The sequence below is a fragment of the Hyalangium gracile genome, assembly GCF_020103725.1.
GTDB lineage: Bacteria > Myxococcota > Myxococcia > Myxococcales > Myxococcaceae > Hyalangium > Hyalangium gracile.
The window spans coordinates 50748-75903 of sequence record NZ_JAHXBG010000026.1; the positions used below are offsets into that span (position 1 = coordinate 50748).

Annotated in this window: 19 protein-coding genes and 1 pseudogene; 11 read left to right on the forward strand and 9 right to left on the reverse strand. The window is 68.9% G+C overall.

Features of this window, described 5'->3' with window-relative positions:
* The first annotated feature begins 16 nt into the window (after positions 1-16).
* Entirely contained in the window at positions 17-895 is an 879-nt protein-coding gene (locus KY572_RS37255; protein WP_224248473.1) for a tetratricopeptide repeat protein, read from the forward strand.
* A gap of 10 nt (positions 896-905) precedes the next feature.
* On the opposite strand, the gene KY572_RS37260 is transcribed toward KY572_RS37255, so the two are convergent.
* A complete protein-coding gene (locus tag KY572_RS37260; RefSeq protein WP_224248474.1) occupies positions 906-1922 on the reverse strand; it encodes an SMP-30/gluconolactonase/LRE family protein in 1017 nt (338 codons plus the stop codon).
* A 200-nt stretch (positions 1923-2122) separates the two neighbouring features.
* Positions 2123-2701 (reverse strand): annotated as a pseudogene (locus KY572_RS37265) (peptide-methionine (S)-S-oxide reductase MsrA); the annotation flags it as partial.
* A gap of 281 nt (positions 2702-2982) precedes the next feature.
* Between KY572_RS37265 and KY572_RS37270 the strand changes: the two are divergent.
* Complete coding sequence (locus KY572_RS37270; RefSeq protein WP_224248475.1) at positions 2983-4698, forward strand: flavin monoamine oxidase family protein; 1716 nt, start codon at positions 2983-2985, stop codon at positions 4696-4698.
* A 63-nt stretch (positions 4699-4761) separates the two neighbouring features.
* Positions 4762-6099, forward strand: a complete 1338-nt coding sequence (locus KY572_RS37275) for a cytochrome P450 (protein ID WP_224248476.1) — start codon at positions 4762-4764, stop codon at positions 6097-6099.
* Between the two features lie 9 nt (positions 6100-6108).
* Here the strand turns inward: KY572_RS37275 and KY572_RS37280 are convergent, their stop codons facing one another.
* A complete protein-coding gene (locus KY572_RS37280) occupies positions 6109-7488 on the reverse strand; it encodes an alanine/glycine:cation symporter family protein (protein ID WP_224248477.1) in 1380 nt (459 codons plus the stop codon).
* Positions 7489-7529: 41 nt separating this feature from the next.
* On the opposite strand from KY572_RS37280, the gene KY572_RS37285 reads away from it, so the two are divergent.
* The 3 genes from KY572_RS37285 to KY572_RS37295 all read left to right on the forward strand — a co-directional run bounded on the left by KY572_RS37285 (position 7530) and on the right by KY572_RS37295 (position 10091).
* Complete coding sequence (locus tag KY572_RS37285; RefSeq protein WP_224248478.1) at positions 7530-8789, forward strand: DmpA family aminopeptidase; 1260 nt, start codon at positions 7530-7532, stop codon at positions 8787-8789.
* A gap of 532 nt (positions 8790-9321) precedes the next feature.
* A complete protein-coding gene (locus tag KY572_RS37290) occupies positions 9322-9510 on the forward strand; it encodes a hypothetical protein (protein ID WP_224248479.1) in 189 nt (62 codons plus the stop codon).
* Complete coding sequence (locus KY572_RS37295) at positions 9507-10091, forward strand: head protein (RefSeq protein WP_224248480.1); 585 nt, start codon at positions 9507-9509, stop codon at positions 10089-10091. The genes KY572_RS37290 and KY572_RS37295 overlap by 4 nt, the downstream gene beginning before the upstream one ends.
* A 17-nt stretch (positions 10092-10108) precedes the next feature.
* Here the strand turns inward: KY572_RS37295 and KY572_RS37300 are convergent, their stop codons facing one another.
* Complete coding sequence (locus KY572_RS37300; protein WP_224248481.1) at positions 10109-10813, reverse strand: DNA alkylation repair protein; 705 nt, start codon at positions 10811-10813, stop codon at positions 10109-10111.
* 131 nt (positions 10814-10944) lie between these two features.
* Between KY572_RS37300 and KY572_RS37305 the strand changes: the two genes are divergently transcribed.
* Positions 10945-11316, forward strand: a complete 372-nt coding sequence (locus KY572_RS37305; RefSeq protein ID WP_224248482.1) for a VOC family protein — start codon at positions 10945-10947, stop codon at positions 11314-11316.
* Between the two features lie 24 nt (positions 11317-11340).
* Here KY572_RS37305 and KY572_RS37310 read toward each other — a convergent pair whose 3' ends face one another.
* The 4 genes from KY572_RS37310 to KY572_RS37325 form a co-directional block, all read right to left on the reverse strand.
* Positions 11341-12567 carry an alpha/beta hydrolase-fold protein gene (locus tag KY572_RS37310; protein ID WP_224248483.1) on the reverse strand — a complete coding sequence of 409 codons (1227 nt, stop codon included), beginning with the start codon at positions 12565-12567 and terminating at the stop codon, positions 11341-11343.
* Between the two features lie 56 nt (positions 12568-12623).
* Positions 12624-13802 carry an SAM-dependent methyltransferase gene (locus tag KY572_RS37315; RefSeq protein WP_224248484.1) on the reverse strand — a complete coding sequence of 393 codons (1179 nt, stop codon included), beginning with the start codon at positions 13800-13802 and terminating at the stop codon, positions 12624-12626.
* A gap of 119 nt (positions 13803-13921) precedes the next feature.
* The gene (locus tag KY572_RS37320; protein ID WP_224248485.1) at positions 13922-15556 is read right to left on the reverse strand and encodes a tetratricopeptide repeat protein; all 1635 of its coding nucleotides are present in this window, start codon (positions 15554-15556) and stop codon (positions 13922-13924) included.
* A gap of 131 nt (positions 15557-15687) precedes the next feature.
* Positions 15688-18939, reverse strand: coding sequence for a C45 family autoproteolytic acyltransferase/hydolase (locus KY572_RS37325; RefSeq protein WP_224248486.1), 3252 nt, complete (start codon positions 18937-18939; stop codon positions 15688-15690).
* Between the two features lie 278 nt (positions 18940-19217).
* Between KY572_RS37325 and KY572_RS37330 the strand changes: the two genes are divergently transcribed.
* A complete protein-coding gene (locus tag KY572_RS37330) occupies positions 19218-19355 on the forward strand; it encodes a hypothetical protein (RefSeq protein WP_224248487.1) in 138 nt (45 codons plus the stop codon).
* 6 nt (positions 19356-19361) lie between these two features.
* On the opposite strand, the gene KY572_RS37335 is transcribed toward KY572_RS37330, so the two are convergent.
* Complete coding sequence (locus KY572_RS37335; RefSeq protein ID WP_224248488.1) at positions 19362-20321, reverse strand: SDR family oxidoreductase; 960 nt, start codon at positions 20319-20321, stop codon at positions 19362-19364.
* A 112-nt stretch (positions 20322-20433) separates the two neighbouring features.
* Here KY572_RS37335 and KY572_RS37340 point away from each other — a divergent pair, with 112 nt between their 5' ends.
* The 3 genes from KY572_RS37340 to KY572_RS37350 all read left to right on the forward strand — a co-directional run bounded on the left by KY572_RS37340 (position 20434) and on the right by KY572_RS37350 (position 24967).
* Positions 20434-21402, forward strand: coding sequence for a helix-turn-helix transcriptional regulator (locus KY572_RS37340; protein WP_224248489.1), 969 nt, complete (start codon positions 20434-20436; stop codon positions 21400-21402).
* Between the two features lie 525 nt (positions 21403-21927).
* Positions 21928-22578: an EF-hand domain-containing protein gene (locus tag KY572_RS37345; RefSeq protein ID WP_224248490.1), complete on the forward strand. Its 651-nt coding sequence runs from the start codon at positions 21928-21930 to the stop codon at positions 22576-22578.
* A 25-nt stretch (positions 22579-22603) separates the two neighbouring features.
* A complete protein-coding gene (locus KY572_RS37350) occupies positions 22604-24967 on the forward strand; it encodes a GMC oxidoreductase (protein ID WP_224248491.1) in 2364 nt (787 codons plus the stop codon).
* Positions 24968-25156 lie beyond the last annotated feature (189 nt).

Genomic DNA, 25156 nt, shown 5'->3' on the forward strand with positions numbered 1-25156 from the left:
CCGGGAGGTGTCGCACATGCTTCGCTCTGGAACCGGGGGAGGCCCGCGCTCGTGGATGGGCAGCCTGTCCCTGGCCCTCGTCCTGCTGGCCACGCGCGGAGCCGCGCAGGAGGCCTCCTCGAAGGCGGAGGGCTTCTTCGGCAAGGAGGAGCTCTCCCGCCAGGTGCAGCTCCACGACAAGGGCTGCAAGAAGGGCGACGCGGGCGAGTGCTTCAACCTGGCCCTGGCCTACCAGCAGGCCCTCGGGGGCCTGACGAAGGACGACGCTCGCGCCGCGTCCCTGTTCCAGAAGGCCTGTGACAAGGGACACCTGGAGGCGTGCAACAACCTGGGCATCGCCCATGCGGAGGGGCAGGGCGTCAAGCGCGACCCCAAGCAGGCCGTGGCCCTCTTCGAGAAGACCTGCAAGGCCAACGACGCGAAGGGGTGCTTCAACCTGGGCCTGGCCCACAGCACGGGCCTCGACGCGGCGCAGGACCCGGAGCGCGCCGCCACCTACTACGCGAAGGCCTGCGACAAGGGGCACGCGGATGGCTGCTTCAGCCTCGGGCTCGCGCACGCGCGAGGCAACGGCGTGGAGAAGAACGCCGAGCGCGCCGCCACCTACTTCGACAAGGCCTGCGAGAAGGGGAACATGTCCGGCTGCAGCAGCCTGGGAGTGGCCTTCATGACGGGCAACGGCGTGAAGGCGGATCCCAAGCGCGCCGTCTCCCTCTTCGAGAAGTCCTGCAATGCGGCCATGCCGGGAGGCTGTCTCAACCTCGGCTTCGCCCACCTGCAGGGCAACGGCACGGAGAAGAACGTGGAGCGCGCGAAGTCCCTCTTCCAGCGGGGCTGCGAGCTCGGGCTCCGCCCCGCCTGTGACGCGTACCGGCGCGCCTCGAAGGCGCCGTGAGCCGGCTCGGCTACGGCCGCAGCCAGACGCGCTTCACGCGGAAGGGAAGGTCCGGCGGGCTCGGATCGATGCCGAAGTAGTGGTCGAACTGGGACTCGACGATGAAGGCGTCCCCATCATGCAGGGCGAGCGTGGTGGGGTTGTCGAAGCCGCTGGCCAGGAGCGAGACATGGCCCGTGTCGCCGGACAGCTCCACGCGCAGGAACCGGCCGTTGTCGTTGTCCAGCACCAGGAGCACGCCCGGCGACTGCACGAGGATGCCGTCGGGGTAGCCGATGGGCGCGTCCGTGGTGATACGCGTGTGCGTACCGGCGGAGCCGTCGGCCTGGATGGGGATGCGGAACAGGTCCCCGCTGTCGTACTTCACGACGGCGATCGAGCCGCTGTCCCAGGCGATGCCGTTGAGGCCCGGGTAGCCCGGAGGCGCCATGAAGCTGGGGTCCGTAGCCCACGTCTCGAGCTGCGGGGCGCCCCTGCGCAGGCGGCGGATGGCTCCCAGGTACGCGTCCGTCGCGTAGACGTTGCCCCGCGGATCGAGCGTCAGATCGTTGCACCCTCCTCCGGGAGGAAACGGCCAGGAGCCTCGGGGCGCCCCCGTCCTCGCGTCATAGGCCCTCAGGGCGCTCGGAGAGGCCTGCGCGAGATCCACCTCGCACAGCCACAAGGTCCCGCTGGCGTCGTGCACCTTCATTCCCACGACGCCTCGCCCGCTCGTGCTCGCGGGCAGGAAGGGCTCCATGAAGAAGCGGCCCGGGCGCTGGCGTAGCACTCTGCCGGTGCTGTAGCTGCCCACGTAGAAGGTGCCGTCCGCCGCGTGAGCGATGCCCTCGGGGAAGAAGTCCGGGATGGGCATGTAGAGCTTGTCCGGATGGCGCGGAGCCTGGAGGGCCTGGGCGGACTGCTTGGGCGCGAAGGAACTCCCGGGCCCGGAGGTCTGCACGGGCCCCGCGGAGGAGCCTCCGTCGTTACAGCCGAGCAGCGAGCACACCACGACCAGTACAGCCTTGCTCCAGAAAGGCCGGTTCATGACGAGTCCTCAATCGTTTCGTGTGGGTGGGTTGCGCGCAGGAAACGCTCACCCCGAACGGGCATATCGGCGGTGATGGTTTCCCGGACCGGACGAGAACGACGCGAGGTGTCATCCATGAGTGAGACGACACAGAGGCGAGCCCAGGGGCGCGCTCGGGACGGGACTGAGCCCGTCCCGCTCGGCGCCCGCCTCCGTGCTCAGCGGCGGCGGTGCGCCAGGGCGGCCTGCACGAGCCCGCGCAGCCGTTGCCGGTCCGTCTCCCCCAGGCCGAGCCGCTCGAACTCCTCCTCCAGGGCTTCGCGCTTCAGCTGTCCGTCCACGCAGGCGTTGAGCCACATCGCGACGGTGGAGTCCGCGAACTCCCGCCCGTTGTAGGCGCTGAACTCGCGCATCACCTCCGCGTACCTGCGCAGGTAGTACTTCTGGTGGTAGTCCTCGGCCCGGTAGAAGGTGGCCAGGGGGAGGATGGGGGTGAGCATGGGGCCGCTCCTGCCCGCCATCGCCTGTCGAGCCGTCTCCAGCGCCAGCCGCTTCTGCTCCGCGCTCTCGTAGAACACCGCGGACATGTACTGGCGGCTGTAGGGGCGCTCGGTGGGATCGGCCTCCTTCCAGAAGTGCCTCAGCAGCGCCTCGTAGGAGATGCGCGTCGGCTCGTAGTCGATCTGGAATGACTCCGTGTGGTCGCCGAGCTGGCGGTACGTTGGATCCGGCTGACTTCCGCCGGTGTAGCCCACGCGCGTCCGGATGACTCCAGGTAGACGCCCGAACCGGGCGTCAGGGCCCCAGAATCAACCCAGCGCGAAGGTGGCCGTCTCCACGCGGGTGGGGGCCAGTGCGTCCACCGGCAGCAGCCGGGCGGAAGGAGCTTCGACGGTCGTGGCGGGCTTCATGGCGGTTCCTCCATCTCCCTCTACGGGAGAACCCATTTCCAGGTTACGTCTCTTCCCTGCGGGCCGGGACTGCTCGACACTCCCTGCGGCAAGTGGCCTCCCGGCCGATATGGCAAGTGTCACGAAGTGGCAGAGTGCGGAACTCCCCCCCCACCCCGAGGAAGTGAATGGCTCGAACGCACCTGATGAACGTCGTTGTACGCGCTCTGCGCACCGCTCGGCGGGCTGCCGCCGCGGGCCTGCCTGTCACCGAGTATGCCGCGCGGCAGCGCGGGCGCGCGATGCTCGGACGGCGTGCGCTCCTCCAGTTCACGGCGGGTGCGGCGGGTGCGGCGGTGCTCTCGGCCTGTGGGGGAGAGGAGGACTCGCAGAGCGTGGCCATCGTCGGGGGTGGCATGGCCGGGTTGCACTGCGCGTATCGGCTGAAGCAACTCGGTGTCACGGCGCGCGTCTACGAGGCCGCGACTCGCACCGGTGGAAGGATGTTCACGGAGCGCAGCCTCTTCCCCGAGGGCCAGAACTGCGAGCTCGGCGGCGAGTTCATCGACACCGGTCACCTGACGATGCACGACCTGGCGCGGGAGCTGGGCATCGAGCTGCTCGACTACACCCAGGATGATCAGAGCCTGTCCCGGCTGCGGGTCTCCTTGGACGGGCGGGTGCTCACCGAGGAGGAGATCCTCCGGGGCTTCGCGCCCATCGCGGAGCAGATCGACGTGGCGCTCCAGGCGCTGGAGGATCCCGAGGAGTACATCACCTACCAGACGCCCAATGGGGCCCAGGCGCTGGATCAGCTCTCGCTCTCGGCCTGGATGGATCAGGCAGGCATCGCGGCGAGCGACCCGGTGCGTCGGCTCATCGAGCTGGCCTACGTGGGCGAGTTCGGGCTCGAGGCGAACGAGTGCAACTGCCTCAACCTGCTGACCTTCATCTCCACGGACACCACGCGGCTCGAGCTGTTCGGCGAGTCCGACGAGCGCTTCCACGCCAAGGGTGGAAATGATCTCTTCACGCAGCGGCTGGCCGAGCGCCTGGAGCCGGGACAGATCCAGCTCGAGCACCGGCTGCTGAAGCTGGACGAGCTGTCCGACCAGCGCTACCGGCTGACGTTCGACACGCCGGAGGGCACCCGGGAGGTGAAGGCGGACCACGTGGTGCTGGCCCTGCCGTTCACCCTGCTGAGGCAGATCCCCATCGGGGTGTCGCTGCCCGAGGTGAAGCGCAAGGCCATCCAGGAGCTGGGGTACGGCACCAACGCGAAGCTGATGGTGGGCTTCTCCTCGCGGCCGTGGCGCGCCGAGCCGTACCGCTCGGATGGGAGCACGTACTCGGACGTGGGCTACCAGCAGACGTGGGAGACCAGTCGCCTGCAGCCAGGCACCGCGGGCATCCTCACGCAGTACGTCGGTGGGCAGAAGGGCCTGGCCATCGGCCAGGGCACGCCCGAGCAGCAGGCCGCCCTCTTCCTCGACGCCTTCGATCGCGTCATCCCCGGCGCGAAGGCCGCGGCCAACGGGCGGGTGGCGCGCATGCACTGGCCGAGCTACCCGCTGACCCTGGGCAGCTACTCCGCGTACAAGGTGGGGCAGTTCACGACGATCGCGGGCGCGGAGATCGAGCGGGTGGGCAACCTGCACTTCTGCGGCGAGCACACCAGCCTGGACGCGCAGGGCTTCATGGAAGGCGCCGCCCTCACCGGCGCCATGGCGGCGGACGAGGTGGCGGGGGATCTCGGCCTCGTTCAGGAGGAGCGGCTGGGACCGGGCGCGCGGATCCTGGCGCGGGCCCGCGCGGCCCGAGTCCATGGCCGCTGGGTGGACGCTCTGCGAGGGGCGCGGCGCGGGAGAGGGGCGGTTGTCGGAGCAGGGGGGCGCGTGCGATAGTGCGGCGAGCCATGGCGGCGAAGTGCCTCGCGCTGCAGACATGGACTCCATGGAGGTCTCAACATGTCCTTGACGCTCCGGGGGCCGCGGTTGCCCCTGCTGCCGACGTTGCGCGTCATCGTGAATCCCATCGGCGTGTACCAGGAGTGGTCGGCTCGCTATGGCGATCCGTTCCTCGCGAAGCTGCCGTCAGGGCTGCTCGCCATCACTGGGAACCCGGAGGGCATCAAGGAGTTCTTCACCGCCGACCCCAACATCTTCGTCCCCAACACCCATACGTTGATCGAGCCCCTGCTGGGGACCTACTCGCTGCTGCTACTCGCCGGGGAGCGTCACAAGCGTGAGCGCCAGCTGCTCATCCCCACCTTCCACGGTGAGCGGATGCGCTCCTACGGCAAGCTGATGCAGGAGATCACCCACCGGGCCATGGAGGGCGTGCGGCCCGGGGACCAGGTGCTGGGGCTGCACCTCACGCAGAACATCTCCATGGAGATCATCATCCGTGCGGTGTTCGGCGTCGAGGAGGCGGAGCGGGTGCGGAGCTTCGTCGTGGCGATCTCGGACCTGACGACCTCCTATGGCCCCGTGCTGGCCATGTGGAAGTCGACGCGGCGGTCCTTTGCCGGTCTCGGGCCCTGGGATCGCTTCCAGGAGCGGCTGGCGAGCTTCAACGTCATGTTGATGGATCAGATTCAGCGTCGGCGCGCCTCCAACGCGCCGGGAGAGGACATCCTCTCGCTGCTGCTCTCCGTCCGGGACGAGGACGGCCAGCCCATGACGGACGAGCAGATCAAGGACGAGCTGCGCACCTTCCTGCTCGCCGGGCACGAGACCTCGGCCATCACCATGGCGTGGGTGCTGCAGTGGCTCCACCTCTACCCCGAGGTCCGGGAGAAGCTGGCGCAGGAGCTGGCGCCGCTCGGCTCCCAGCCTGAGGCGGAGAAGCTGGCCAGGCTGCCCTACCTGTCCGCGGTGGTGGACGAGACGCTGCGGATGTGTCCGGTGTTCCCGCTGACGCCGCGCAGGCTCATCGCGCCCTTCACCCTGCTGGGCCACCAGCTGCCCCCGGGAATGGGGGTGGCGGCCGCCATCACCCTGGTGCACAACAACCCGACGCTCTATCCCGAGCCCCAGCGCTTCCGGCCGGAGCGCTTCCTGGAGCGCAAGTACTCGCCCTTCGAGTTCATCCCCTTCGGAGGCGGGGCGCGGCGCTGCATCGGCATGGCCTTCGCGAACTACGAGATCAAGATCGTGGTGGGCACGCTGATGGCGGCCTATCGCTTCTCGCTGGAGAACCCGCGGCCGGCGAAGGTCGTCCGTCGCAACCTGACGCTGGGGCCGAACACTCCCATCCCGATGCGTTACGAGGGAGAGGCGCGCAACGTCGCGGCCGCCGCCTGAGTCTCCGGCTCAGGGCTCCGAGGGGCCGGAGCGGGAGGCGCTGGGAACACCCGGCGCCTCCAGCCGGCCCTTCCGCTCGCGCAGGGCCTGCACCACCAGCCCCGACAGGCCGAGGATGCCGATCATGTTGGGGAAGATCTGCAGGCCGTTCATGAGGTCACCCCAGGCCCACACCGTCTCGGGCTTGCCCACGGCGCCGAAGTAGATGAGGCCGCAGTAGACCCAGCGGTAGGGCTTCGCGACCTTCCTGCCGACGATGTACTCGAGGAACTGCTCGCCGTAGTAGGCCCAGCCGATGAGCGTGGTGTAGCCGAAGAGGAAGGAGCAGAAGGCCACCACCCAGCCTCCCACGGGGATGGCGGTGTCGAAGGCCGCCGCGACCAGGGCCGTGCTCGTCTTCCCGGACTGCCACACGCCGCTCACCAGGATGGTGAGGGCGCTGATGGAGGAGGTGACGAAGGAGACGATGAAGACCTCCATCACGGCGTTGAGTCCCTGCTGGAGCGGCTGCTCGCTGCGCGCGCTGCCGTAGGCGACCGCCGCGGTGCCGTAGCCGGCCTCGTTGGCGTAGATGCCACGGGCCAGGCCATAGCGCATGGCCACCATCATGCCGATGCCCGCGCCGCCGCCCGCGACGGACTGCAGGGAGAAGGCCTCGCGGAAGATGAGCGCGAAGACCTCCGGCACGCGCCCGGCGTGGAAGAGGATGACCCAGAGGCCGCCGGCCAGATAGAGGCCCACCTTGAGCGGCGCGAGCTTCTCGGCCACGCTCCCGATGGAGCGGACGCCGCCGATGATGACGAGCCAGGCCAGCACGGCGATGCCCACGCCGGAGGCCCAGGTGGGGATGTGGAACTGGCTCTCCAGCACCACGGCCATGGAGTTGGGCTGGGTGAAGGGGGTGGTGGTGAGGGCGGCGATGCCCGCCACCAGCGCGTAGAGCCACCCCAGCGCCGGCGAGCGGAGCCCCTCGCGCAGGTAGTGCATGGGCCCGGCGGAGACGTGGCCGTCGCGGATGGAGCGGTAGCGGATGCCCAGCACCGCCTCGGTGAGCTTGATGACGGTGGCGAAGAAGCCGTAGCACCAGATCCAGAAGACGGCGCCGGGGCCACCGGAGACGACGGCGGTGGCCACGCCGGCGATGTTGCCCGTGCCGATGGAGGCGCCGAGCGCCGTCATGAAGGCCTGGAAGGGCGAGAGCGCGCCGCGGGCTCCCTCCTGCGGGGCTGGCACCAGGGTGCGCGCCGCCTCCGGGAAGAGCCTCACCTGGGCGAAGCGGTAGCGGAAGGTCAGGAAGAGGCCTGCTCCGAGGAGCAGGGCCAGCGTCCACGGGCCCCAGACGAAGTCACTGGCCCAGAAGATGGCGCGGCGGAGAGGCTCGGGCAGCATGCGTGGCGCGCACGCTACCACCGCTGATAGGAGGGGCGACCATGAGTCCTCGATCTCTTGCTTCCGTTCTGCCCGTTGCGTGCTGCCTGCTGCTGCTTCCCGGGGAGGTGGCGGCACAGCCGGCTCCGGCGAAGGGCACGCCGGCACTAGGCAAGGCCCGCTCCCGTGACCTGGGAATCCCCTTTGGGGGACAGCCTGGGACGCTCGACGCCATCACGGACGTGCCGGGCATCGAGGTCGGCCACACCACGTTGATCTCGGGACAGGGGAAGCTGGTGACGGGCAAGGGGCCGGTGCGTACGGGCGTCACCGCCGTGTGGCCTCGCGGGAAGGTGGGGACGGCGCCTGTCTTCGCGGCCACGTACTCGCTGAATGGCAACGGGGAGATGACGGGCACGCACTGGCTCGACGAGTCGGGCTTTCTCTACGGCCCCGTGCTGCTCACCAACACCTTCAGCGTGGGGGCGGTGCACGAGGCGATGGTGGCGTGGGCCGTGCCGCGGGGGCGGAGCTGGGAGCTCGGTCTGCCGGTGGTGGCGGAGACCTACGACGGCATCCTGAACGACGTCGAAGGCTTCCACGTGAAGCAGCAGCACGTGTTCAACGCGCTCAACAGCGCGACGGGAGGGCCCGTGGCGGAGGGCTCGGTGGGAGGCGGGACGGGGATGCTCTGCAATGGCTTCAAGGGAGGGATCGGCACGGCCTCGCGCAAGCTCTCGGAGGCGAACGGGGGCTATACGGTGGGCGTGCTCGTGCAGTGCAACTACGGCAGGCGGCCGCTGCTCACCGTGGCGGGGGTGCCGGTGGGAGAGGAGATTCCGGACCTCCGCCCGTGCAAGACGGGAGACTGGAAGCCGTCGAACCCGCTCATCAAGGACATGCCCACCTGCACGAAGCAGGGAGCCTCGCGGCCGTCCTTTCCGGAGGGACTGGGCTCCATCATCGTGGTCGTGGCGACGGACGCGCCGCTGCTGCCGCATCAGCTCGGACGGATTGCCCGGCGAGTGCCGCTCGGTATCGCGAGGATGGGGGGACTGGCGGAGGACTTCTCCGGGGAGCTGTTCCTGGCCTTCTCCACGCAGCCGACGCTCCCCACCGCGCCGGGCCCGGTGGCCACGGTCTCCGTGCTCGACAACGAGCGCATGAACCCGCTCTTCGAAGCCACGGTGCAGGCCACGCAGGAGGCCATCCTCAACTCGATGCTGGCCGCCGACACCATGACGGGCGCGGACGGGATCCGCGTGTTCGCCCTGCCGCACGATCGGCTGATGGAGGTGATGAAGAAGTACGGGCGGAATTGAGGACTACCCTGGCGTGTGCTTGCATGCTTCGTGCAGGTGCCAGGAAAGACGACCCACGCGCTACGGGCACACGGACTTGTGCATGCGAGCCACCACGATCTCAGCAAGAGTCGTTGCCACACTGCTCAGTGTGCTGCTGGCTTCATGCAGTTCCATCAGCCATGTCGCTCCCGACAGCCCGGGAGCGCTCAATCGCAGTGTGCTCTTCATCAGGGAACTACCTGATGGCACCGCCGCTCATTCCTGGCGTCCAGTCGAGGAACTGGGCCCTTCGCACCACGCATTCCCGTCGCGCTCGCGAAGCGTGGCGCGACACATCGTGCTCTCGATGGACCGGAAGCGCGATTGTGATGAGGAGAACCGCGAGTGTATCCGCGAGTGCATGAGTCGCCCCCTGCCTCGAGGCTTTGGACACATCACATCAGGAAGGCGGGGGAATGGAGGGAAGGAAGAGTATTGTAATCAAAAATGCATGCAGCCATACCTCGACTGCACAGAGCTTCAGGAGTTGCAGCCTCGAGAGTTCACTGCGGTGGACACCGCCGTGGACTGGGTGCATCGCAACCGCAAGTCGCTCTTGATAGGAAGTGTCGTCGTCGTCGCAGGTGTTGCGTTCGTCGTGATCTCTGCTGGCGCGGGGGTGATCGTCCTCGCTCCGGCGGTATTCCTGGCCTCACCCGAGATCGAGCCTGAGTCCTATATGGCAGAGGTGTCTCCATGAAGATTGGAGAGCTCTCCCTGGAAGCGCAGGAACTCCTTGGGAGACTTCGAGAAGAGGCTCGACCCGAGGAGGAGAAGCAGCGACTGCTCGTGGCCATGGACGCGCTCCGGTTCATCGCGGCCACTGGCCAATCCCATGACTTCGACGAGTATCGCAAGAGCCTGGATGCTAAGGCTCCTCCGCTGGTGATCGCATCCTTCAGGACGCGAGAGGAGGCAGACACGTGGCTGAATGCGCACCCAAATCCTCCGCATCACTCCTATGTCCTGGTGGGTGGTGAGTACCACGTCGTCATGTATGTCCCGGAGCGCAATCACCGCAGGCTGATCGCTCATCCTGTGCTCGAGTTCTACCTCGAGGACATGGTTCGTCAGGGGCTGCCTGCCCCGGTTGCGACATTCAGCACGGCCGAGGAGGCAAGAGACTGGCTCGACAGCCAGCCTGAACCGCCACGTCAGGTCTTCATCCAGATTGCGGGCGAGTACCACCTCGTTGTGTACCATCACAGGGTGGGGCTGCGCGCCATCCATCCCATCTCCCTGGCTGCGAAGTCCGAGCCGAAAGAGCCGATGGGAGACTGACACTCTCCGTTGTGCGCTCACCGCTCCATGAAGTGCCGGCGACGCGGCGGCGGCAGCTTCTCGATGGCATAGCGCAGCATGGTGCGCGGCATCTCCGCGGCGTGGCGCTCGAGGAAGGCCTCCAGGCACGGGCGGTCCCGATCGCCCACCTCGCGTAGCATCCACCCCACCGCCTTGTGCAGCAGATCGTGCGGATCTCGGAGCAGGCGCTCCGCGAGCGCCAGGGTGTCCTTGAAGTCGCCGCGCCGGATGAACGTCTGCGTGGAGATGATGGCGATGCGCCGCTTCCACACCGAGGCGTCGCCCGCGAACGTGTACAGCAGCTTCCGCAGCTCCGGATGCGTGATGAGGTGCTCGCCGAAGATCTTCGGCGCCATCGTGTCCACGATGTCCCAGTTGTTCACCTGCGCCACGTGCTTGCGGCAGAACGCGAAGAGCTTCTCCCGCGTGGCCTCGTCCGCCTTGCGGAACTGCTCCGTGAGGATGATGAACCCCGTGAGGCGGTGCTCGTGGATGGGGCTGCCCACCAGCTTCTCCACCTCCGCCAGCGGCAGCTCCCGGTGGCTCCGGGCGATGCGCCGCTGGTGCGGCACCGTCACTCCCAGGAACCGATCTCCCTCCGCGTACTCTCCCGGGCCCGTCTTGAAGAACCGCGGGAAGAAGGCGGCCTTCTCCGGGCTGGCGACCTGGGCCAGCTCCTTCATGACGATCTGGGCGGACATTCGCTTCGTGGCTCCCGAGCAGCGGCTCCATTCCGGGTGGGGCGCGGAGTGTATCCAGGAGCCTCGACGGAAGGAGGGCCAGCAAGGAGCCTCATCTGGCCTTCGCCGTCCCTCTTCGCTAGACACCCTTCATGGGAAGCGAACCGGGAATCATCTCCTTCGTGAAGCTGCTCGTGTCGGACGGCGAGCGCTCGACACGGTTCTACGAGGGGCTCGGCTTCGAGCGGGTACAGTCGGAGCCTCCCTTCATCCACCTGCGCTGGGGCCAGAGCGCGGACGTCTACCTGGTAGCCACTCCAGCGGGCTCGGCCCTGCAGGGACGGCGTGGCCTGGGAGTGCTGGTGGGCTTTCGCGCCGGCTCCGAGGGCATCGAAGCGGTCGCCGCGCGAGCGCTGAAGCTCGGGGTGGAGGCGGAGGGGCCCACCCTCCAGCCGTGGCACACCCGGGAGATCCTCATCACCGATCCGGACGGGTACCGGCTCAACTTCATCGAGCCGGCCTGAGGCGACTCCGGAGCAGGCCCGGAGTCAGCGCCCCTGGGCGGGGTAGAGGTACTTGAGGACGTCGTCGATGCGGTCCGCCCAGGCCGTCTCGGTGTGGACGGCGCCAGGGATCTCCAGGTACCGGAGGTCCTTGCCCTCCACCCAGCCCTCGGCCAGCAGCGCCTCGCGCAGCAGCCGCGTGTCGTCCACCGTCTCCTGGCTGCCCTTGGACTCCTCGGTGCCGATGTCCACCCAGAGCTTCAGGGGCGGCTTCTTCTTCAGCGCCTTCACGCGGGCGACGATGTCCTTGTTGCCCCAGAACACGGACGGGGACACCACCCCCAGGCGCCGGAAGATGTTCGGGTACTTGATGCCCAGGTGCAGGGTGACGAGCCCGCCCAGCGAGGAGCCCGCGAGCCCCGTGTCCTGAGCCCCCGTCTTCGTGCGGAACGTCCGATCGATCATCGGCTTGAGCTCCTCCACCAGGAAGCGCCCGTACGCGTCCGCGTTGCCGCCGCCCAGGTGGGCGAACTCGCCGGTGTCCTTCACCTGGGTGTACTCGGCGAAGCGATCCTCGGTGTTGTACACGCCGACGATGATGAGCGGCTCCACCTGCTGATCCGTCACCAACTGCTGGGCCGCCTCGTCCACCCGCCACTCCGCCCCCGTGTACGAGGTGGCGGCGTCCATGAGGTTCTGCCCGTCGTGCATGTAGAGCACGGGGTAGCGCCGCTTCGGCTTGTCCTCATAGTCGGGCGGCAGCCAGACGATGATGTCGCGCTTGCGGGGCAGGAAGGTGGAGGCCACCCCGCGCAGGTAGCGGATGTTGCCGGTGAGCGTGCGCTGCGCCGGGGCGTTCTTCTGATCCGCCCAGCGCGCCACCGAGACGGAGACATGCTGGGGCTCGCTGCCCACCTTCAGGCCGCGGTTGCGCAGCTCCTGCCCGGAGGCCTCCTTCTCCACCGTCTCCCACGAGCCACGCGTCACCTTGAACTCGAGCTTCGTGCGCGCGGGCAGGGAGATGCTGCCGGTGTAGTGCCCGTCCGGAGCCCGGGTCAGCTTCAAGCCCTTGCCATTCCAGTCGCCCAGCGAGGGGTGGTTGCCGGAGATCCAGATCTCCGCCTCCGCCGCCGTCTCCACGGGGACCGTCACATCGAAGGTGAGCTGGGTGTCACTGCCCTGCGCGGGCGGGGTTGGCCCCGCCGCACAGACTCCCAGCCCCACGGTGAGCCAGAGGAGGAAGACCAGGGGAGATGCATGTCGCTGCGTCATGCCCGGGAGGATAGCGCAGCCCCCTCCCGATCTCCTGGCCGAAGCCCCCGCCTCTGTTACTTCTTGTTCGAGGCGGACTTTTCACTGCCAGTCGTGAGGTCCCTCTCGCCCAGGTTCACCGCGCCGATCCAGCGGCGGCGATCGAAGCGGTTGAGGTTCTTGTTGGCCACCACCTGGAAGCAGGTAGAGCTGCCCTGCGCGGCGATCTCCACCGACCAGCCGAGGAACACCTGCCACAGGCGGAACCACCACTCGCCATACGTCTTCACCACCTCGGCCCGGTTCTGCATCCAGTTGTCGTACCAGCGCGAGATGGTGAGCGAGTAGTGGATGCCGATGTTCTCCACGGAGTGGATCTCGAAGCCCGCCTTCTCCAGGTTCTCCACCACGAAGCTCAGCGGCATGGAGGCGTCCGCGCCGGGGAAGATGTACTTGTTCATGAAGAGGCCCCACACCAGGTCCTCCAGGTTGAAGCCCAGCAGGCCCGCGCGCGCGCGCAGGCCGGCGATCTGGAGGAAGAAGATGCCGTCATCCTCGAGCAGCCCGTACACCTGCTCCAGGAAGGCCCCGAAGCGGCGCACGCCCACGTGCTCGGCCATCTCCAGGCAGGAGATCTTGTTGAAGCGCTCCTTCGGAATGTCGCGGTAGTCCATCACCAGCGCGCGCGCGGAGCCGGAGACGCCCTCCTTGGCGCACTGCTCGTTGGCGAAGGCGGCGCCCTTCTCGGCCACGGTGACGCCCGTGGCGTCCACGCCGAAGTCCCGCGCGGCGTGCGCCACCAGCGTCCCCCAGCCACAGCCGATGTCCAGCAGGCGCTCGCCCTTCTTCAGCTGCATCTTCTCGCAGACGAGCCGGATCTTCTGGTCCTGGGCCTGCTCCAGCGAGTCGTCGAGCGAGCGGAAGAAGCCCGAGGTGTACACCATGCGCGGCCCGAGGAAGCCGCCGAAGAAGTCGTTGCCGCGATCATAGTGCGCGCGGCCGATGCGGATGTCCTGCTCCTGCGAGTGGATGATCACCTCGGGCAGGAAGCGCGTGAAGACGAACTTGAAGTGGTCCGCCACGAAGCTGTAGTCCACCACCGCGTCGCGCTGCTGGATGAACTCGCGGAAGTCGCCCTGGATGTCGATCCGCTCATGAATGTAGTCGTCGATGAGCGTCGTGATGGGAACCTTCTGGTTTCCATAGCGGGATTGGACTTCCGAGGACTTCGGGGCGATGCGCTGGTGAAGAGACATTTCTGTTCGAGACCTGGGGGGGAATCCAGCCGCGGGAGTGCGGACTGGGCGCGGGATTCTGGCATCCCCTCGCTCAGGCGCTCAGTGAATTCGCAGGGAGTCGGTATCAGGCCGTGCGTTCACACCGACAAGACGAGCGCGCGGAACTCTCGATCCTCGGGGAGGGACGGCTTGCCGAGGTCCTTGAGCACGACGCGCCGGAACTCCTCGCCCTCGTGATGGATGGCGCGCGTGACGAGCGAGCGCGCCTCCTCGTGCTTGCCTTGGAGGAAGGCGATGTACCCCGCGCTCCAGAGGGCGGCGCCGCCCGGCAGGCGCACCAGCGCGGCGACGACCTTCGTCCGTGCCTTCTCCAGGAGCGCCAGCGCCTGCTCCCGCTCCTCCCACCAGCGCCGCTTCGCCTCGTGGATCAGCAGGAGGCCCGTGTGGGTGAGCGCCTCGTAGACGGGCACATCCGCGCGCCACTCCTCGAGCTGGGAGGCCCGGCGCTCCGCCGCCTCGTAGGCGATCAGGGCCGCATCGAAGTGCTGGCGCCTCGCCAGGAGGTCGCCCTTCTGGATCAGCGCGTGGATCACCTCCGTCCCCACCGTCCCGCTCTTGTCTGCGCCGTACCAGCGGAGGAGCTCGTCCAGCACGGCCAGCTCCTCGTCGCGTCGGTTCAGCTTCCCCAGGAACGCGGACTTGCGAATGAGTGCCTGCGCCACGCGCTCCCGGAGCTCCGACTCGCTGGCGAGGCCGAACCGCTGGACCAGCTCGTCATGGACGGCCAGGGTCAGCCGGGGCTCCTTCGGGTCCTCGAGGAGGGCGGCCTTGTCCAGCAGGGCCAGGGCGGCCCGCAGGCGCAGCTCCCGCTCCGGCGCCTCGCCGTAGCGTTGGAGCAGGATGTCGAAGGTGGTCAGCGCCTCTTCGCGCCGGCCCACGTCCCACAGCAGCCGGGCCTTGTCCAGCAGCGCCTGGGCGGCGCGCTCCGCCTTCTCCAGCGCGGTGGCGCCCTCGGGCTCCTGGATGAAGGCGTCCAGCTCGCCCAGCTTCTCCTCGGCCTGCTCCAGCTGCTGCTGGAGCTCCGTCTTGCTCCGCAGTCCGGTGGCGGCCACCCCCCGCAGCTCCTCCTCCTGCGCGTCGCCGAAGCGCTGCACCAGCTCGCCATAGACGGGCAGCGCCTCCGCGGGCCGCTTCTGCATCCACAGGCTGGCGGCCTTGCCCAGGAGCGCCCAGGCCAGGGGCTGGCGCAGCAGGGGATCCTCCGAGCCCGAGGCCCGGCGGATCACCTCGTCATAGAGCGGGCGCGCCTCCTCGAGCCGCTCCTGGAGCGCGAGGGTGCGGGCCTTGTAGAAGAGCGCCCCGGTCACCGGCGCCCGCAGGGCCTCCTCTTCCGAGTCGTCGTACCGCCGGCTCACCTCGTCACAGACGGCGAGGACCTCCGCGAAGCGATCCAGCTGTCCCAGGGCATCGGCCTTGTTCACGAGCGCCTTGGCCGCCAGGACGCGCAGCTCCGGCTCTCGCATGGCGCCGGGCTGCTGGGCGATCTGCTCGAGCAGGGGGAGGGCCTCCTCGAACCGGTGCAGCTCGGCCAGGGCGAAGGCCTTGCCCAGGAAGGCCCGGGTCACCTGGACGCGGATGGGCAGGGCGCTGACTCCGCCAAAGCGGCGGATCAGCTCATCGCAGAGCGCCAGGGCCTCGTCATGTTGCCGCTGATCCAGCAGATCACGGGCCTTGTCGGCGAGCTCCCTGCTCACCGCTTCGATCCGAGCCATCCCACTCGTCATCTCGGGGCGCCGACCTTTCGAGTCATCGGCCGTCATGGAGTTCCCCCCTCCCTCTTCCTCGATCGTGATTCCTATCACCACATCCCGGTTCGTTGCCGGAATGGTGGGAGACCGGGAGCTCAGCGCGCGGGTGGAGCCGCCACCGGCGGCGGAGCCTCCTGGAGCTCCTGCGCCAGGGAGTCCAGATCATGGAAGCCCTTGGAGCTCACCTCGGGGCCACGGAACAGGGCCCAGCTCTGCATTCCGCGCTGGAAGGAGTGCGTCATGTGCCAGAGCTGCATCGCGCTGTTGGCCAGGTAGAGGTAGAGCACCCGCTGGGGATTCCAGGGGTTGGGCAGGGCCACGGCCAGCCCATCATCCGAGCGGCCATACGTCTTTCCCTGCCAGCGGAAGAAGCGGCGGCCCAGCTCCACCGGCAGCTTCTTCTCCGCGGCCAGCCGCGCCACCAGGGCGTTGTCCTCGGCTCCGCCCAGGAGGACCAGATCCCGCTCCGCCAGCTCCTGATCCGTCACCTCGGCGTCGGGCTTGAGGGGAGGCAGCACCTCCATCGACATATCCGCCACCACCTCCCGGTAGCGCAGGGCCAGGGTCCGTTCGGACTCCACCTGCCGGGCCGTGCCGTGGACGAAGAGCAGCCGCTCCCACTCCTCCAGCATCTGGGGCAGCGTGTAGTGCCGCTCGCGGCGCACGGGGAGATCCGCGGACGGGTTGAACACCAGGCGCACCGGCTTGTCCGCCGTGTGGAAGGTGAAGGTGTCGCTGGCGCCCTTCACCTCCACGCGCTCGAGGACGCGGGCCTTGTCCGTCCACAGCTCCACGGCGGTGACGAAGTGGTAGGGCGAGCCCGCCTGCTCCACCTTCAGCTTCACGTCGTAGCCGTCCCTGGCCTTGGTGAAGCTGGACTGGATGCGCGGCTGGGGCAGCCCGTTGCGCTCCACCCACTGGGTGATGAAGGGCTTCAAGTCCCGCCCCGCGGACTGGGAGGCCGTCTTGATGAAGTCCGCGGTGGTGATGTTCCGGCTGGCGAAGCGCTCGTGGGCCGCCGTCATGACCTGGGAGAAGGCCTTGTTGCCCAGCAGCAGCCGGAGCTGGTGCAGCGCGAAGGTGCCCTTGATGCGCGGCACCAGGTAGGTGCCATAGCGATCATAGGAGGTGCGCGCGGCCACCGCCGCCACGTCTCCCTCGCGCGAGGTGATGGTGAGGTAGCGGGCGTTGATGTCCGCCAGCGCGTCGCGCTGCTGCTCGAAGGCCTTGTCCGCCTTGTCCGTGCCCTCCGGCAGCTCCTTCAGCAGGTTCCAGTAGGCCGCGGAGCCGCTCACCAGCCAGTTCTCCGCGTCGCTCGAGGGGAACACGGTGTTGGCCCACAGCAGCTTCTCGTCGAAGGCCACGGCCTCCTTCAGGCGCGAGAGATCGCGCTTCGGCGCCTGGACCTCGGGCTCGGGCTTCGCGGCCGCATGGGCGGCCTTCAGCTTGTCCGCGACGAAGAGCGGGCTGAAGGTGGTGTAGCCCAGGGACAGGCGGGGCAGGGCGCCGGGGAGGTCCGGGACGAAGCGGGAGCCCACCATGTTCTCGCGCAGGGTCGGCTTGCCGTAGTGCGCCAGGAACATGAGCTTCTCGGTCATCTCGCTGGTGGTGAGCTTCGCATCGCACGCATGGGGGCGGCTGATGGGGCTGGTGGCGACCATGCGGATGGCGGCGTCCAGGGTGAAGCCGCCCTTGCCGTACTGCTCGTAGAAGCGCCAGAAGGAGATGTCCCGGTTCCAGGTGTTGAAGGCCAGGTCCACCGGGGCGTTGTTCGGGTTGGGCACGTACTCCTTGCGCACCTCCAGGTCCCGGTTGTTGTTGTTGGCCCAGATGAAGTCCTTGAGGTTGCCCGGGGTGTCCGCGGCGGCGCTCTTGTTCCCGGTGCGCCACATCCGCGACTTGTTCGTGCCGAGCAGGAAGCAGGCGCCCTCGTCCGTCTTGGCGTCCGCCAGGGTCCAGTCGTTGGTGTAGAGCCCGTTGTTCCGGTCCTTGAGGATGCGGGCCACCTCGTCGATGGAGGAGGCGTACTGGGCCGCCTTGCGGATGCGGTTGCTCTGGGGCGTGCCGTTGGCGTTGAAGGGCGTCTGGCCCACCGTCGTCTCGCCGATGACGATGCCCGCGTCGTTGATGAACCAGTCCGCGCCGCTGTGGATGCCGCCCGGGAACGTCTGCATCACGAAGCGGTGGCCGCGGGTGGGCTGCACGTCCAGCACCACGTCCCAGTGGATGCCCGTGTAGCCGTTCCACATGAAGAGCTGGCCCATGACGAAGCGGCCATCCGGGGTGGCGGACCTCGTGGCCACGAAGGAGGAGCAGTGGTCGCCCTTGCCGGCCAGCTCCGCCTCGTCCTCGGCCTTGAGGAAGACGCGGCCCGACAGCGGGGTGGCCGTCACGTTGTTGGCGGACTCCAGCTGGCTCAGGTCCACCGCCGAGTTCAGCGAGGCGATGTCCAGCAGGTCCAGCTCCCGGTCCTTGAACTTCGCGCCCGCCTTGTTGGCGCCGTCGGCGATGCCGCGCATCTCCTCGAGGAACTCGGGCTCGTACTTGCGCAGGAAGAGCGAGTCCGTCAGCAGCCGCACCTGGGCCCAGCCCTTGGCGACATCCGCCTTGTCCTTCTGGACGCCCAGCTTCTCCATGTAGCGGACGATCTCCTGGGAGACGAGCTCGCCGAACTGGTGGCCGCGCTCGTACGGCTCGCCCTCGATGTGGACGTAGATCCACCCGCCCTCGTCGTAGCGGAAGCCCTTGCCGGCCCAGCGCACGGACTCCAGCGGGGTGTAGGCGGTGATGTCGTCCACCTCCTCCAGGCGCACGTCGTCGAACCAGGCGGTGCCGGTGGCCTTGCCGTTGCGGCCCAGGTGCACCTGGACCTGATCGGTGCTCTGGGTGGCGAAGAACAGCACCGAGACGCGGCCACCCTGCTCGGCGCTGGTGGCGGGCGCGCAGTTGGTGAAGGGGAAGCTCTTCATGGAGAGGCAGGCGCCCAGCGCGGTGGGGTAGCGCGCCACGGGGTCGGCCTGGACGCCTCGAGTGCGCACCCAGGCGCTGAGGCGGTAGAGGCGGCCCACCTGGAGCTTCAGGGGCTGGGACTGGACGGTGGTCTCCGCGCCGCCTGGAGGGCTCTGGATGGAGAGGCTCCGGCTGCCCTCGGCGCGCACGCCGGTGGTGGCGCTCACCTGGCCCTGCCCGGAGGAGGACCAGCCCGTGGGCTGTCCCGAGCCCCCCAGCGTCTCGAAGCTGGCATTGGCCACGGGCACGGGCGCGGCCCATGAAGGCTCCGCTTGGAGCACTCCCAGCGCGGCAAGGAGCGCGAGGAGGGGGCGCGAGGTCGTCCGAAAGGCAGTCATGGTGGGTTTCATCCTGTGCGACGCACTCCCAACGGGTCAGCGGAGAGCAGTTGTACCTTGGACACATGGTCCAGGGGCAGCGGCGTTTCTTTCACTCCCAGGCGCAGTGGGGTGGGGCTCCGCATGGGCGCTCACGCCAGGTGCGACGCCAGCCGGGCGAGGTGGCGCTCGGCCCGTGGTGCCAGCCCACGTCTTCCACCCACTGCTGCCGCTGGGCGGAGGAGAGGGGCTGTCGCGCGTGCCATGCGTGCGAGGTTCCGGCCGTCGAGCTGACCTGGGTGCCTCATGGGTTGCGGCCCCTGCTGGTGCTCTTCATGTCGGCCGCGCTGGCCCAGGGCGGCTCCGGCTACCCGCGTGAGCAGGACTCCGCCATCCCCAGCCGCAGGATGATGGCCGAGCCCCAGCCCGAGCGCTGAGCGCCCTCACTCCTTGGGCCAGTCGGCGCAGACGGTCTCGATGGGGCCGTTCGACCAGGTCGCGTACTCGGCGTCCCCCGCCACGGGGTAGGGGCGGCCGAAGGTCTCCGTGAAGTACTGGCCCCAGTCGGGCTGCCGGCCGTCCACGTCCTTGAAGCCGTACTCCCGGGCCAGCTGCCAGGAGCTCAAGACGCGTCCGTTCTTCCTGGCGACGTTCGGGTCGGCCGCCAGCTCCGCGACGGCCCGACCCACGAAGAACGGCGTCTCCGAGGCGATGAAGTTGGGGTCCACCTTCGTTCCGTCGCGCCAGTTCGCCTCCGTGACGCCGAAGTGCTCCAGCATGGCCTCGGAGCGGAGGAAGCCCGGCGTCACCGCGACGGTCGTGATGGCGGGGTGCCGGCGAAGCTCCCAGGCCATGGTGAACGCCAGACGGATGATCGACATCTTCACGAGATCGTAGAAGACGTTGCCGCGGTAGCCGAAGTTGTCGCCGTCGGTGATCTCGACGATGAGCCCCTGGTTGCGCTCGAGCAGCAGGGGGACCGCGTAGCGGCTCGTGAGGATGTGCGAGTAGATGCCGCGGTCCAGCATCAGGCGGCCCTTCTCGGGGGCGAGCTTCCAGAAGGGCAGGCCGAACTCCGCCAGCTCGTCTCCGCCCCAGACGTCGTTGACGAGCACGTCGAGGCGGCCCTGCTCGCGCTTCACGCGCTCGCACAGCTCGGAGACCTCGGCCTCGACGGTGTGGTCCACCCGCACCGCGATGCCGCGACCGCCCTTGGAGGTGACGAGCTCGGCCGTCTCCTCGATGGTCTCCGGCCGCTTCGGGCCGGAGGCCGGCTTCCCTCGCACGCTGCGCCCGGTGCAGTACACCGTGGCTCCCTTCTCTCCGAGCATCATGGCGATGCCGCGTCCCGCGCCCCGCGTGGCCCCCGCGACGAGGGCGATACGTCCTTCGAGTGGCTTCATGGCTTTCCTCCTGGACCGCGCACCTGCGTCGGTCGTGGAAGCACCCTAGCTGCCGATTCCTGACAGCCTGTGTCATGTTTGCTCCGCTACGCTTCCGAGCAGAGGTGAAGACATGCGCGCGGATCGGCTCATCAGCCTGCTCATGCTCCTGCAGACCCGGCAGCGCTCGACGGCGGGAGCGCTCGCCCGGCGGCTGCAGGTCTCGGAGCGCACCATCTATCGAGATCTCGACGCGCTCTCGGCCTCCGGGGTGCCCGTGTTCGCGACCCGGGGGCCGAAGGGTGGGGTGAAGCTCGTCGAGGGGTGGCGCACGCAGCTCACGGGGCTGACGCGGGCCGAGGTCCACGCGCTCGCCGCGGTCAGCACGCCCTCCGCGCTCGAGGACCTGGGCCTGTCGGCGCCGCTTCGCAGCGGGCTGGTGAAGCTCGCCGCGGCACTCCCCACCGTCCAGCAGTCCGTCATCGAGTACGCGCGCCAGCGGCTCCACGTGGACACGTCGTCATGGTTCCCGGAGCGCGAGCCGGTGCCGTACCTCGCCGTGCTGCGCGATGCCGTGTGGCAGGACCGTCGTATCCGGATGGAGTACCGCGACTTCGACGGGCGGCGCTCCAGCCGCGTGGTGGACCCCTACGGGCTCGTCATCAAGGCCGACCGCTGGTACCTCGTGGCGGGCACCGAGAAGGGGCCCACCGGCTTTCGTGGCACCCGCATCGAAGGGGTGCGCCAGCTCTCCGAGACGTTCACTCGGCCGGAGGGGTTCGAGCTGACGGCGTTCTGGAAGGAGTGGTGCGCGAAGTTCGCCGAGCGTCGGGCCAGCTACGAAGTCTCCCTGCGCCTCACTCCGGACGGCGAGGAGGCGCTCCGGCAGATCCGCCCGCCGGCGGACCAGGCACGGCTCGCAGAGTCCCGCCGGGAGCGCGACGGCACGAAGACGGTCACCATCGACTTCGAGCGGGAGAGCATCGCGCTCTCCCAGCTCTGCGCGCTGGGGCGAGGCGTCGAGGTGAGGGCTCCCGAGGCGCTCCGGGCCCGGCTGCGCGAGCTGGCCTCGGACCTCCGAGCCCTCTACGGCGGGGCCTGAGAAACGCCCCAGTGAGGGGGGGCACGCCAGGGCCGTGGCGTGCCCCCACGGTCCAGAGCTGCTGCTCCCTGGACCCCTCACCGAAGCTTCCTCACGCCGCCTTCACGCGCGGCCTCTCGCGCGTCAGCACCGCTCCGGGGGGAGGCGGACGACGCGCGAGCTCTCCCGAGCCACCTGCCGACCCCGGTCTTCACGAGGCAGGACAGGCTGGCTCTTCGTTTGTTGCCCGGGGCCCTGTGCAAGGGGGTTGCCATGCTCCGGAGGCGCGGACGGAGCCCCTGTCTCCCCAGGCTTTTCGAGCAGATACGCGGAGGGGGGCGAGGGCAACGCCCAGGCCGAGCGCTCCTGCCGCCAGGGCCCGCGTATCGACTGGAAGCGGGTGCTTTCAAGAGGGACGCTGGCCCGCCTTCGGGGCTCCGCGCCGCGTGGCGAGGGAACGCGTCCGGAAGCACCAAGCCGACGAATCCCTGACGCTGGCACGGCCATACAGCTACGATGGGTGGCCAACTTTGGGAGGGGAGTACGATGGCGAAGAAGAAGCCGGCTCGGAAGGCCGCTGCCGCGAAGAAGACCGCGAAGCGCACATCCACCAGGCAGGGAGCTCGGAAGGCTGCCGCGAAGTCGCCCCGCAAGGCCGCGGCGAAGAAGGGCGCCCGCAAGGCTCCGGCGAAGGCTGCCGGGAAGGCCGCTGCCCGCAAGCCGGCCAGCAAGCCCGCCGCTCGGAAGGCCAGCAAGCCTGCTTCCCGGAAGGCCAGCAAGCCCGCTGCCCGGAAGGCCGCGCCTCAGGCCCGCAAGGCCGCCTCCCGCCCGCAGCCGCCACAGGAGGCTCCCGCCGCCGCCCCCGAGACGAACGAGCCCACGGGCCCCCTCGTGGAGACCGAGCGGCCCGCCGTGGAGACCGTGGAGACCACCTCCGCCGGCATCCAGGCCCTGGCCCCCGAGCACGCCGCGGTGGATGACCTGACCAGCTCCGGCAACGAGCTGCTGGACATCTTCCAGAAGTACGACCGCAACCGCACCGGATCCATCGAACAGGCCGAGTTTGCTCGCCTGCTCGAGGCGCTCGGCCAGAACATCACCGATGAGGAATTGATGATCGCCTTCGATATCATCGACACTGATCGGACCGGGAAGATCTCCTGGAAGCAGTTCAAGAACTGGTGGACGAGCCGCTGACGGCTCGCGAAGACGAAGACTCAAGATGCGGCGACTGTCGTCTCCTGTGGAGAGGTTGGGCGGGCACTGGCCCGTCGTGGTGGTGGGCTCTGGCTATGGTGGCGCCATCGCCGCTTCACGGCTGGCCCGCGCGGGGCTGAAGGTGTGCGTGCTCGAGCGCGGGAAGGAGCGGCTGCCGGGAGAGTTCCCCCGCACCAACGCCCAGTTCCTGCGGGAGACCCAGCTCATGGGCCCCGGAGGCTCGTTCCTGGGGAAGCTGAAGGTCGGCTCCCCCACCGGGCTGCTCTCGCTGCACCTGCTGGGAGACCTCGCCGTCGTCTCCGGCTGCGGGCTCGGGGGCACCTCGCTCATCAACGCCAGCGTCACGTTGCGGCCGGACCCGCGCATCTTCGAGGACGACTGCTGGCCGGCCGCGTTTCGCGAGGACGTGCCGGGCCTGATCGAGGACGGCTTCGCCCACGCCGAGCGGATGCTCACCCCCAACGCCTACCCCGAGGGGCATCCGCGGCTGCGCAAGATGGACGCGCTGCGGCGCTCGGCCGAGTACATGGGCGGGAAGTTCTACCCCCTGCCGCTGGCCGTCCACTTCCAGGAGGGCGTCAACGCCGCCGGTGTCCGCCAGCGCGCCTGCACCCTCTGCGGAGACTGCGCCACCGGCTGCAACGTGGGCGCGAAGAACACCGTCAACATGAACTACCTGCCTGACGCGCAGCGTCATGGCGCGGAGCTGTTCACCCAGGTGGCCGTGCACCACCTGGAGCGGGGCCAGGGCCACTGGCGGGTGTACTACCGGCTCATCGGCATGGGGCGCGAGCTGTTCGATGCGCCGCTGCAGTTCCTCACCGCCGACCGCGTCATCCTGGCCGCCGGCTCGCTGGGCAGCACGGAGCTGCTGCTGCGCTCGCGGGCCGCGGGGCTGTCCCTGTCGGGCGAGCTGGGCAGGCACTTCTCCGGCAACGGGGACGTGATGGCGTTCGGGTACAACCTGGACGTGCCGGTGAACGCGGTGGCCCACGGCGAGGAGCCGGAGAAGGACGCCGAGCCGGTGGGCCCCAACATCACCAGCGTCATCGATCTGCGCGACACCGAGTACCTGGACGAGGGCATGGTCATCGAGGAGGGCGGGATCCCCGCGGCGCTCGGCGGCTACCTGCCCACGCTCCTGGCCGCGGTGGCGCCGCTGATGGGCGAGGACACGGACGAGGGCTTCATCGACGGCGTGCAGGAGCAGGCCCGCGTGGCCGAGAGCCTGATCCGCGGCCCGCACCACGGGGCCGTCCACAACACGCAGACGTTCTTCGCCATGACGCATGACGATGGGGGCGGGGAGCTGAAGCTGGACGGAGACGGGCTGCGCGCCGTGTGGCCCGGCGCCGGGCGCCAGGAGGGCTACCTGCGCGCGGAGCTGAAGATCCGCAAGGCGGTGGAGGCGCTGGGCGGCACCTTCGTGCGCAACCCCGTGGGGGCCCGGCTGCTGGACAACGCGCTGCTCGTCACCCACCCGCTGGGCGGCTGCGCCATGGGTGAGGATGCACGGCGCGGCGTGGTGGACCACGAGGGCCGCGTCTTCGCGGGCGAGGAGGGCACCGACGTCCACGAGGGGCTCTACGTCTGCGACGCCTCCGTCATTCCCCGCTCCATCGGCGCCAACCCGCTGCTGACCATCTCCGCCGTATCCGAGCGCTTCGCCGCGCGGATGGCGAAGCGGAACGGGTGGCACATCGACTACTCGGCGCCGTCGCAGCCGCCCGCGGAGGAGCCTCGGCTGCCCACGGGGCTGCGCTTCTCCGAGAGCCTGCGCGGCTTCATCTCCTCCGCGGTGGACGAGGACCACCGCGCCGCGGCGGACCCGGACCGGCCGGGGGCCTCGGAGCTGCGCTTCATCATCACCGTGCTCGTGGAGGACCTGGACGCCCTGCTGACGGACCCGCGGCACCCCATGGCCGTGACGGGGTGTGTGATGGCGCCGGCGCTGTCCCAGAAGCCGCTGACGGTGACTCGCGGCACGCTCAACGTGCTCATCGAGGATCCGAACCGGCCCGGCTACAAGCAGCTGCGCTACGGGCTGCACCTGCTGTCCGAGTCCGGCGAGCACTTCTTCCTCGAGGGCTTCAAGCAGCTCACGGACAATCCCGGCATCGACTTCTGGGAGGACACCACCACCCTCTTCATCACCGTGAGGCGGGGGGAAGGTCCCGGTGCGCCGCCGGCCTACAAGGGGGTGCTGCGCATCTCCGTGGAGGACTTCGCCCGGCAGGTCTCCACCTTCCGGGTGACCCAAGCCCAGAGCGTGCAGGAGCAGCTCTCCGCCGTGGCGCGCTTCGGGGAGTTCTTCCTGGGGGGCCTCTTCGAGCTGTACTGGAAGCCGTCCACCTACGAGGAGTCGTGACAGCCCGCGCCCTCGGTCCAGGCAATTCGTGACATTCGGGGACTTGAGGCGAGTCTGGACTTAGGGCACGTTGAGGCCGCTACCGAGGGAGCGGCTGCCGTCCGGAGTGCCTTCGGGGGCTTCCCCCATACAGAGGAGAGAACCGTGCAGAATGATCGATCGAGCAGCCTGCGAGCCCTTCGAGCTGGC